The following is a 5,434-nucleotide window of genomic DNA, read 5'->3' as shown; positions in this document are numbered from 1 at the left end:
AAATCGTGAGATCCTGACCGACGAGCAGGTGAAAGCCCGTCGCGAAGCGATGAAAGAAGCCAAAGATGCCGGCAAAAAAGGCAAAGAACTGCGCGATGCTGTCAGTGCTGCCCTGAATCTTTCTGATGATCAGGAAAAGCAAATGAAAGAAGTCACCGCAGAAACAAAGAAGTTGAATGGTGAAGTAAGAGGCAAAGTGGAAACATTTTTGACCGCTGATCAGCTTGCGAAAATCAAAAAACCAGCAAAAGCCGGTAAGAAGAAGAAAAACAGCTGATATCACCACCACAAGCTGTTTAAACGTGTGCTGAATCAGCTTGTTGACGATTAAGCCAGTTTCGCTTACCCCCGATTCAGTTCATGAATCGGGGGTATTTTTTTGGCTTAAGCGTGGTTTTGCGAAAAACACGACACTCTTTCCCAACTGCCAAAGTAAAAAAGAGTTGTTTTCGTCCCTAAACCCTGATATAAACACAGGTTGATGCTATCAGTTTATGATTCAAATTGAAAAGTTCTCATTCTGAATGAGGAGCATGGTGGATGCTGCTGCCGGAACCAGGCTACTTTAGGATACGCATATTCGTCATTACCTCGCTGATGATCTTGGGGATCGTCGGGCTTGCTGATGCAGAGGACACTCCCCGGAAAGACCGTGGAATCGAGTTTTTTGAAGCAAAAATTCGTCCCGTTCTGATTCAGCACTGCTATGAATGCCATGCCGCCGATTCGAAATCCATCCGCGGTGGATTACTACTGGATACGCGTGCCGGAACGTTAAATGGAGGTGACTCAGGAGCAGCATTGGTCCCGGGAAAACCGGCAGAAAGCCTGCTGTTGGAGTCCCTGCGGTTTGAAAGTTTTGAGATGCCTCCTTCCGGAAAACTTGCTCCGGAAATCATTGCTGACTTTGAAACCTGGATCAAAATGGGAGCCCCTGATCCGCGAAAAGGGGAAAGCAAAGTCGTCCGGGAAAATATTGACATTGAAAAAGGAAAACAGTTCTGGGCCTTTCAGCCAATTCAAAAGCAAACGCTCCCCACGGTCTCCGACCCGAATTGGAATCACTCTGGCATCGATCGCTTGATTCGTTCCGCACAGGAACAGCAAAAACTGACACCGGTCCCGGATGCCGATCGCATCACACTAATTCGTCGGCTCTATTATGACTTGACTGGTCTGCCCCCCACGCCTCAACAAATCGATCAATTCCTGAATGATCACAGTGAGAATGCCACGACGCGTGTCGTCGATCAATTGTTAGCATCCCCTCACTTTGGAGAACGCTGGGGCCGCTATTGGCTGGATGTGGCCCGTTATTCACAATCGTCCGGAGGAGGGCGGTCGCTGCTATATAATTCTGCCTGGCGATATCGCAATTACGTCATTGATGCATTCAACAAAGACAAACCTTTTGACCAGTTTATCCGGGAACAGATTGCCGGCGATTTACTCGTATCAAAAGATTATCTGCAACAGCAGGAACAACAACTCGCGACGGCGTTTCTTCTCCTGGGCCCGACAAATTATGAACAGCAGGATAAAGAACAGTTACGAATGGACGTCATTGACGAACAGATTCAGACTGTCGGTCAGGCGTTTCTCGCAATGACTCTAGGCTGTGCCCGCTGCCACGATCATAAATTTGACCCGATTCCAGCGGCTGATTATTACGCACTGGCGGGCATTTTTCGCAGTACCAAAGTTTTAACTCCCGGAAATGTCTCCGGCTGGACCAAACGTCCGCTCCCTCTCCCCCCAGAAGAACAGCAGACAAGAGACGAATTCGATCAAGTGCTGGCCAGTTTGACAACCAGACAAAAAACCAAACAAAAGCAGTTGAAAACTCTGGAGCAGGAACTAAATACCATCACGCTCGATGACTCCTCTGCGACCCTGGTCGGAGACTGGAAGCAGTCAACCTTCTATAAAGACTATATCGGCAAAGGTTATATCCATGATCAGCATGCCGCCAAAGGAAAAAAACAAGTCAAATTTACTCCGCGCCAACTCAAATCGGGACGCTACGATGTGCAACTGGCCTATAATTCGGCTGAATCGCGGGCCTCGCGTGTCCCGGTTACTATTAAAACGTCTAAAGGAGAGCATACTGTTTATGTGAACCAACGGCTCCAGCCTGACAATGGTTCATTTGCCTCTCTGGGCACGTTTGATTTTACCGGAGCCAAAGATGAGGAAGTCGTTGTTTCGAATGAAGGGACTGACGGTTATGTGATTGTCGACGCCATCCGTTTCATTTCTGCTCCGGTTGACCCCGCTCCTGAAAACCAGCAACAGACTGCCGTCACGCAATTCAAACAGACGTTGCTGAAAATTGAAGAAACGAAAGAACAGATCCAGGCACTCACGACGGCGATTGAAGAAAAAAAGAAGTCAGCGCCACCAGAAGTTCCCGAAATCATGTCGGTTTACGAGGGCGAGGAACCGGGAGATTACCACCTTCTGATCCGAGGCGACGTGCATAACCTGGGAAAAATTGTCCCCCGCGGCTTTGTCACGGTTGCACAATCTGATGCCCCTGTCACAATTCCCTCCAATGCCAGTGGGCGGCTTGAATTGGCCCAATGGATTGCCAGCCCGCAAAATCTGTTAACAGCACGCGTTTATGTCAATCGGATCTGGCATCACCTGTTCGGTTCGGGACTGGTGCGGACGGTTGATAATTTTGGTATCCGGGGTGAGACTCCCTCACATCCCGAATTACTCGATTATCTCGCTTTAAAATTGATTGAGAACAAATGGTCCACCAAATCGATGATCCGTGAAATCGTACTTTCAAAAACCTATCAGCTCTCAAGTCAGTCGACAATGAAGCAGCGAGAGACTGACCCCGACAATCGACTCTTCACGCATCAAAACCATCGACGTCTCGATGCAGAAGCGATTCGCGATACGATTCTGTTTGTCAGCGGAAATCTTGATCTGTCACAGCACGACCAGACCATCAAACCGGATACAACATCAGAGTATGGTTACCAGTTTGAGAACCAGTATCGCAGCGTGTATATTCCCGTGTTCCGAAATCGCCTGCACGATTTGCTGGCCATCTTTGATTTTCCGGACCCCAATTTATCTTTGGGACGCCGTAATACCAGCACGTTATCGACACAGGCGCTCTACCTGATGAACAACCCGTTTGTGATCGAACAGTCACAAAACATTGCCCAGCAGATGATCACTCAGTTTCCCGATAACCAATCCGCCCGCATTGATGCGTTGTTCCGCATCACACTGGGACGATTGCCTGAGCAGACTGAAAAAGCAAACGCCGCACGTTTTTTAAATCAATCGCAGGTCAAGGGAGATCCCACTCAACTCGAACTCTGGACCGCCTTCAGTCAAACCATCATCGCTTGTATTGATTTTCGATATCTTAAATAGACCTGCCATTTCATAAACCTGGAGCCTTTCCATGTTGGATGCGAATATTCCTGTTTCACGACGCAGTCTGTTGCGATCATCTGCCTGCGGCTTTGGTTCTCTGGCATTCTCTGGTCTGCTTTCCCAGGCGAGTGGAAATACTCCTAGTGTTTCCCTTAGAAATCCTCTGGCGCCGCAAGAGCCCATGTTTACGCCTCGTGCGAAACGCATTATTTTCATCTTCATGCAGGGGGGACCGAGCCACGTCGACACCTTTGACTATAAGCCACTGCTGGCAAAGAAAGATGGCGAACAACTCGAATTCAAAGATTCGCGGACCATCGCCAAAACCGGAACGTTCGGCAAAGAAAAAGTGATGCAGTCGCTCTGGAAGTTTCGCCAGTATGGTGAAAGTGGTCACTGGGTGTCCGACTTGTTTCCTGAAATTGGCCGGCAAGTCGATGACCTCTGTTTTGTTCACAGCATGCATACGACCGGCGTTGCACACGGTCCGAGCACATTGTTCCTGCACACGGGAACCACAAATCTGATCATGCCCTCAATTGGTTCCTGGATTACTTATGGACTGGGTACGGAAAACGAAAATATCCCCGGGTTCATCACGATTTCTCCTTCTGCCTCAAATGGAGGTCCCCGCAATTTTTCGAATGCGTTTCTGCCTTCTCATTTCCAGGGAACCGCGCTAGGCAGAGCAGGGCAGCCGGCAGACAAAGCGCGATTCAACAATATTAAAAATGAACAATGGTCAATCAGCAAACAACGCCAGCAGTTGAAGCTGCTGCAGTCACTGAATCAAAGCCAGCTGCAATCTCACAAAGCCGACGATGAACTGGCGGCCGTCATCAATTCATTCGAACTGGCATTCCGCATGCAGCAGCATGCTCCCGGATTAACAGATCTGTCGGGAGAATCAAAATCAACGTTTGACTTGTATGGAATCGGGCAGGAAGAAACCGATGATTTTGGAAGACAGTGCCTCCTGGCTCGTCGCATGGCCGAAGCGGGAACCCGTTATATCCAGGTTAACTACGCCGACAATGGAAACACGCCCCGTTGGGACCAGCACAGCAAAATTCAGCAACATGCAATTCACGCAAAGGCTACTGACAAACCCATAGCCGGTTTGATTCAGGACATGAAGCAGCGCGGCCTGCTGGAAGACACTCTGATCTGGTGGGGGGGAGAATTCGGTAGAAACCCCTTTAAGCAGGGTGTCGATGGCCGCGATCACAATCCCAAAGGCTTTACGCATTTTCTCTGTGGAGCGGGTGTGAAAGCCGGTTTCTCGTATGGAGCCACCGATGAGTTTGGGCATGAAGCGGTCGAAAACAAAGTTCACATGCATGACATGCACGCGACGCTACTGCACCTGCTGGGCATTGACCATGAACGCCTGACCTACCGGCATGCAGGCCGCGATTTCCGTCTCACAGACGTTGAAGGGCATGTTGTCACTGATCTGTTTGCCTGAGCGGATCGCAGTTTTTTTGAGATACCGCGTAAGTCAAAAAAACCGGTTCGCAAATGCCCCCTCAATTGCGAACCGGTCTTAATTCTAATTTGTTGCTGCTACTATCATGCATCCTTTCTAGTTATCTCAACTCTTTCTGCTGGTGAATGGAAACATGAACTCGCAACGCTAATGCCAGGTAGCACAGGCACGATGGTGACTGCAACTACTCTTAAGATCTAATTAAAATCCTTAAGAAACGGTGCAAACCAATAAAACTCCCGGTGCAGAAAACACTGCTTTGAAATTCATTTCCCGCCTCAGATTATGTGTTCCGTTAATGAGAAAAAGCGTATTGGACAGCACGTTTCTTTCTTTTTACTGAGACTTCACCACAAAACACGACAATTCTATCTTTTAATATTATTTGGCCCCCACTAGAATGCGCGCGTGAGAATAAAGCTCGTTCTATCACGTTTTTTAACGAAAAGAGCGAACGGCAAGCCACAAGGTTTCACAATGGATCTAGTTTGTGGTTTATCAGGTCAGGTAATGGGGTAAATCCCTGAATTAACTAAGACAAGC

Annotated in this window: 2 protein-coding genes and 1 pseudogene; all 3 read left to right on the top strand. The window is 48.5% G+C overall.

The genetic code is table 11. The annotated features are described in order from the left end of the window. Positions 1-277, top strand: a pseudogene (locus tag Q0294_RS15150) (hypothetical protein); the annotation flags it as partial. A gap of 263 nt (positions 278-540) precedes the next feature. Then, positions 541-3,399 carry a DUF1553 domain-containing protein gene (locus Q0294_RS15145; RefSeq protein ID WP_299467116.1) on the top strand — a complete coding sequence of 953 codons (2,859 nt, stop codon included), beginning with the start codon at positions 541-543 and terminating at the stop codon, positions 3,397-3,399. A 31-nt stretch (positions 3,400-3,430) separates the two neighbouring features. Beyond that, complete coding sequence (locus Q0294_RS15140; protein WP_299467115.1) at positions 3,431-4,870, top strand: DUF1501 domain-containing protein; 1,440 nt, start codon at positions 3,431-3,433, stop codon at positions 4,868-4,870. Positions 4,871-5,434 lie beyond the last annotated feature (564 nt).

The sequence above is a fragment of the uncultured Gimesia sp. genome (assembly GCF_937919775.1).
Lineage (GTDB): Bacteria > Planctomycetota > Planctomycetia > Planctomycetales > Planctomycetaceae > Gimesia.
This window is presented reverse-complemented; position numbering and strand designations above follow the sequence as displayed.